This window comes from Pseudoalteromonas sp. MelDa3 (assembly GCF_002863625.1).
GTDB classification, from domain to species: Bacteria; Pseudomonadota; Gammaproteobacteria; order Enterobacterales; family Alteromonadaceae; genus Pseudoalteromonas; species Pseudoalteromonas arctica.
The window spans coordinates 1-4,800 of record NZ_PJBR01000153.1 but is presented as its reverse complement, the minus strand read 5'-3'; the positions used below and the strand labels follow the sequence as shown (position 1 = coordinate 4,800).

At 37.9% G+C, this 4,800-nt stretch carries 8 protein-coding genes; 7 read left to right on the top strand and 1 reads right to left on the bottom strand.

From position 1 onward, the window contains the following. The 7 genes from CXF89_RS18395 to CXF89_RS18365 all read left to right on the top strand — a co-directional run. Positions 1–671, top strand: a 671-nt coding sequence (locus tag CXF89_RS18395; RefSeq protein ID WP_257983246.1) for a hypothetical protein, incomplete at its 5' end; no start/stop codon positions are given. A 3-nt stretch (positions 672–674) separates the two neighbouring features. Beyond that, on the top strand, positions 675–1,349 hold the full coding sequence (locus CXF89_RS18390; protein ID WP_121955409.1) for a Crp/Fnr family transcriptional regulator: 675 nt from the start codon (positions 675–677) through the stop codon (positions 1,347–1,349). A gap of 71 nt (positions 1,350–1,420) precedes the next feature. Continuing rightward, positions 1,421–1,828 carry a hypothetical protein gene (locus CXF89_RS18385; RefSeq protein ID WP_121955408.1) on the top strand — a complete coding sequence of 136 codons (408 nt, stop codon included), beginning with the start codon at positions 1,421–1,423 and terminating at the stop codon, positions 1,826–1,828. A gap of 84 nt (positions 1,829–1,912) precedes the next feature. Next, positions 1,913–2,416, top strand: coding sequence for an Mpo1 family 2-hydroxy fatty acid dioxygenase (locus tag CXF89_RS18380; protein WP_121955407.1), 504 nt, complete (start codon positions 1,913–1,915; stop codon positions 2,414–2,416). A 60-nt stretch (positions 2,417–2,476) separates the two neighbouring features. Continuing rightward, positions 2,477–3,268 (top strand): SDR family oxidoreductase, encoded by a 792-nt coding sequence (locus tag CXF89_RS18375; protein WP_121955406.1) that lies wholly within the window; start codon positions 2,477–2,479, stop codon positions 3,266–3,268. A gap of 61 nt (positions 3,269–3,329) precedes the next feature. Next, positions 3,330–3,923 carry a DUF2238 domain-containing protein gene (locus CXF89_RS18370; RefSeq protein WP_007583339.1) on the top strand — a complete coding sequence of 198 codons (594 nt, stop codon included), beginning with the start codon at positions 3,330–3,332 and terminating at the stop codon, positions 3,921–3,923. 82 nt (positions 3,924–4,005) lie between these two features. Next, on the top strand, positions 4,006–4,461 hold the full coding sequence (locus CXF89_RS18365) for a GNAT family N-acetyltransferase (RefSeq protein WP_121955405.1): 456 nt from the start codon (positions 4,006–4,008) through the stop codon (positions 4,459–4,461). Positions 4,462–4,495: 34 nt separating this feature from the next. On the opposite strand, the gene CXF89_RS21240 is transcribed toward CXF89_RS18365, so the two are convergent. Further along, positions 4,496–4,800: hypothetical protein (locus CXF89_RS21240; RefSeq protein ID WP_121955404.1), on the bottom strand; the 305-nt coding region annotated here is incomplete at its 5' end.

The window sequence follows — 4,800 nt, the reverse complement described above, 5'->3', positions numbered from 1 at the left end:
TGGATTTTATTATGCGCATTAAATTTTTAGCGAGCTTTTATTCTTTCTTCTTATTTACACTGTTTGGTTGTGACGACCAAAGTATGGCAATGCAAGATAGTGCTCTGCTAAATAATAATGCAAGTAACTTACCCTCTAATAGCAAAGTAAACACACCTCCAGCAGCTCAAACAAATGAACCCGCTTTAGTCGTCGGTATGCTAGCTACGCACTGTAAAAGTAATGAAGCAGCCTACATTAACGCAATAATGCATAAAGTTGTGCGTAACCCAGATGAAAATACAGCCTACAAGTTAGAGCCTACCGATAAAGTACTTTCTGTTTGTGTTGCAAAAGATGACTCATCGCTTAGTTATCGATTTGGTCTTATTAATGACATAGGGCTTGAAAAAGAAGCTACACCAGATGCACCATTTGGTAGTTACTACAGGCAAGTAGGACGTATTGGCGAGAGTATTTTATTTTTTAGTAACGGCGAATATCATTATTATATTATTAACTCAGGCGGTATGGGCAGTGGTGTAACCGTTAATGTTTATAAAAACGATACATTAATTACTGAACTGTTTTCGGGTAATGATCCTTACGATGATTTTGTTATAGCAACCGATTTAAATTTCCCTAAAAAATTGGTTATCGAAAAACAGCCATTTAATAAGCAAATGCAGTAAATAATGACTCCACAGCAGCAAAACGTTATAGAGCAAGGGCATTGGTTTAAAAACCGTAGCGCTTATTTAAAAAGCTTTATATTAACGCAGGGCAAAACGCTCTCGCTAAAAGCTCAGCAATCATTATTTTTGCGAGGTGATAAGCACGATGGAATTTATGCAGTACTTAGCGGCGTGGTGCGTATTAGTGGCGTAAGTAACGAAGGCAAAGAAGCCGTATTGAGCTTTATTGATTCATCACTGTGGTTTGGCGAAGTTACCTTGTTTGATGGTGGCCTGCGTACTCATGACGTATATGCACAAACTGATGTTGTGCTTTTTTACGTGCCCCAACGCGAGCTTGAACAGCTATTAAACGAACAGCCACAATATTGGCAAGAGTTTGGTTTATTGCTGGCACAAAAGTTACGCCTAATGTTTACCTCAATGGAAGATCACGCATTACTAAGCGCTGAGCAAAAAGTATGCAATCGACTTTTAATGCTTAGCGAACATACAGAGCACTTAACACCGCTTGTTTTATCTCAGCAGCAACTTGCTGATATGACCTACCTAACGCGCCAAACTATTAATCAAATACTGCAACAGCTTGTTAGCTTACAAGCTATTAGTTTGGGGTATCAACGCATAACTGTTTTAGATAAACAAAAGTTACAGGCGCGTGCTACACAGGCTTAAATAGAGGCTGTTTTATTTAGTTGGAACCAAAATTGCTACAGATAATGTAACGCAACAATGGATTTGAGCTAATGACTACAATAACCTTTAAAAATCAATATAGTAATTATAACTCTCCTACAGTAAATAAAGCGGCAGGTCTAAGCGAAGCTACGGCAACTAATGTCCTTCCTAATGAAAAAACAAGTGATGCTAAAGGCATTACCTCAGCCCCTAAAGAACCAACATTTTTAGAAAGTGCCCAAGAAGCGCTGGTTTATCAGCGCTTAGGTGTAAACAAAAACAAAATAGACGAGCTAAAAGCGACAATAGAAGAGCTCGTTAAAGAACAGCAAAGTGAGGGCGCAGACCCTAGCGCAATTGCTGATAAAATAGAGGAACTTCAAAAAATGCTTGAGCAAGAGTATCAAAAAGGGCGCGAGCGAACGGATATGAAAGGTGAGCATGAGCCGGGTAAAATAATTTCTGCATTTGTTTAATTTAAAAAATGTCGGATACCTGACATTGTTGCTGTGCTTACTTTTGCTAAAGTAAGTTTTATATATAAAAATAAAGGCAAAACAATGAAAACACTTCAACAGCAACTTGGTAAATATGGTTTGTATCATCGTTCTAAACGTAATGTACTAACGCACTTTATTGGTATTCCGCTCATTGTATTTGCAGCGTTGTGTTTACTAGCGCGCATTCAAATACCCCTTGGTAGTGTAGTAATTGATGGTACACAACTTTTTGTATTAGCGTCGGTTGTTTATTATTTTATGCTGAGCTTTTCGCTTGGCTTTATTATGGCCGTGATATTCACTTTACTCCTTGTTGGTGCTCAGCCTATTGCGGCAATGGCGTTTTGGCCTTGGTTGAGCATTGGCGTAGGTGTGTTTGTATTTGGCTGGGTATTACAGTTTATTGGGCACTATTACGAAGGTAAAAAACCGGCGTTTGTAGATGACCTAATTGGTTTAATTATTGGTCCTTTGTACGTAACTGTTGAGCTACTATTTTTAATGGGTTTTTACAAAACATTAGAAGATGAAGTAAACGCAATAGCAGGTCCTACAAAGGCGTAAAATACTTTACTAAGTACCTTTATAAAACCTAATAAATAACAATAAAAGGGCAGATAACGCATGCAATATAATAATAAAACCGTGTGGATCACCGGCGCATCATCAGGTATTGGTAAAGAGCTTGCTATACAATTTGCCGAGCTTGGAGCGCGCGTTATTTTATCGGCGCGCAATGTAGATAAACTAAACGATTTAAAAGCAACGCTTAAAGGCGAAGGGCACTTAGTTGTGCCGCTGGACTTAGCCGAGCCAGAGCATGTACTGAGTTCAATAACAGCAAAAATGAGCGAGCTTCCTGCAATTGATATTTTAATTAATAACGGCGGCGTATCGCAACGCAGTTTATTTTTAGAAAACGACTTTAACGTGTATCGCCAATTAATGGAGGTTAATTACTTTGGCTTAATTGCACTTACTAAAGCCGTACTACCTACTATGGTGGCAAGACGCAGTGGCTCAATTGTGTCTATTAGTAGTGTGGCAGGTAAAGTAGGTTCAAAATTTAGAACGGGTTATTCGGGTTCTAAATATGCGGTTGTTGGTTTTATGGATTGCCTACGTGCAGAAGTAGCACAACATAATATTCATTGTTTAACAATTTGCCCTGGCTCTATTAAAACAGCAATTGCGCATAATTCACTAAACGAGCAAGGCATAGCGCAAAATAAACCAGAAGAATCGATAGAAAATGGCATGGATGTAAGCGTAGCTGCTTCAAAAATGATTCGTGCCATTAGTAATAAAAAAGACGAAGTGATTATTGGCAAAGGTTTAAGTGGTTGGGCGCCTACAATTAAGTGCTTTTTTCCTACTTTGTTTAATCGCATTACCGCAAAAACAAACTATAGGTAGCGTCGTTTATTTCAAAGGCGTAAAATGCCGTAAATTTGATCAATTTAGAAAAGGATTCTAAATGAAGTATTTATGGCTGAGCCTGTTTTTTATTGTATTAATTTGGTCTGGTATTAACCCAAAAGATCAATTTACATGGCTGCTTGAAGTTATCCCCGCAATTATTGGTTTAGTGCTGCTAGCAAGTACCTATAGCCACTTTAAACTTACCCCTATTTTATATACATTTATTTTAGCGCATTGCATAGTGCTGATGATTGGCGGGCATTACACCTACGCCGAAGTTCCTTTTTTCGATAATCTATTTGGTAGCGAGCGTAATAACTACGACAAAGTAGGGCACTTTTTTCAAGGGTTTGTACCAGCACTACTAGCACGCGAAATTTTACTGCGCAAAAAAGTAGTAAATGGTCGAGGTTGGTTAATCACTTTTGTTATTTCGGTATGTTTAGCATTTAGCGCGTTTTACGAATTAATAGAATGGTGGGTTGCAGTGTTAAGCGGCGAAAACGCAGAGGCATTTTTAGGCACTCAAGGTTACGTGTGGGATACCCAATCAGATATGGGACTGGCGTTATTTGGGGCTATTTGTTCATTGTTGGTGCTTTCAAAAGTACACGACAAACAGCTTAAAAACGTTAAAGATTATTTATAGGCTATAAGAACGTTGAAGACTATTTATAGGAACGTTCTATAGAAATGTTTATAAAAACATTGGTAAAAAAGACTACTAACGTATGACAGTAAACACTAGTGATTACTCAATTAGCACAGACAAAAGCAAACTTAACTTTAACGTTATTTATAACTTTATTGCTAATAGCTATTGGGCCAAAGGCATTCCTAAAAGCGTGATGCAATCGGCTATTGATAACTCAATGTGCTTTGGTGTTTACAGCGCTCATAACGAACAAGTTGGCTTTGCCAGGGTAGTAACCGATAAAGCAACCTTTGCCTATTTAGCCGATGTTTTTATTGCACCGCACTCGCAAGGAAATGGGCTGAGTAAGTTACTCATTAAAACGATAGTAGAGCACCCTGAGCTGCAAGGGCTCAGGCGCTTTTTATTAGCGACTTCTGATGCACACGGGCTTTATGCACAATACGGGTTTAAACCGATAGATAACTCAGGGCTGCTAATGCAAATAAACCCTGAAAATGTATATGGTAAAAATAATCGTGATACCTATTAAATGGGGGAAGAGCAAATTCCGTATAATGTTCTTGTTATGTGTAAACTTGCTCCAAGCAGCTGAATTTATTAAAAGTCACTTTAAAAACAGAGCCTGAACGAAGCTCTATAATATGATGAAACGAACCATCAATAGTAGATATTTCATGCGTTAAAACATCACCATGAAAAGTATCACCATAATTATAAGGATTTTCTGAGCCTAAAATTTCATATGATTTTACACTGGAGTAGCTAAGTACAATATCACGATCGTGTTGCTGCCCAAGTAAGTTTAAAACAATTGATAATAAAGGTTCAAATGGGCGAACCTTATTTCTATTTTCTGCAATTGTAATAG

Excerpts from the sequence above, each read along its gene's own strand:
- CXF89_RS18390 (WP_121955409.1), top strand. The coding sequence starts at position 675 with ATGACTCCACAGCAGCAAAACGTTATAGAGCAAGGGCATTGGTTTAAA.
- CXF89_RS18385 (WP_121955408.1), top strand. The coding sequence starts at position 1,421 with ATGACTACAATAACCTTTAAAAATCAATATAGTAATTATAACTCTCCT.
- CXF89_RS18380 (WP_121955407.1), top strand. The coding sequence starts at position 1,913 with ATGAAAACACTTCAACAGCAACTTGGTAAATATGGTTTGTATCATCGT.
- CXF89_RS18375 (WP_121955406.1), top strand. The coding sequence starts at position 2,477 with ATGCAATATAATAATAAAACCGTGTGGATCACCGGCGCATCATCAGGT.
- CXF89_RS18370 (WP_007583339.1), top strand. The coding sequence starts at position 3,330 with ATGAAGTATTTATGGCTGAGCCTGTTTTTTATTGTATTAATTTGGTCT.
- CXF89_RS18365 (WP_121955405.1), top strand. The coding sequence starts at position 4,006 with ATGACAGTAAACACTAGTGATTACTCAATTAGCACAGACAAAAGCAAA.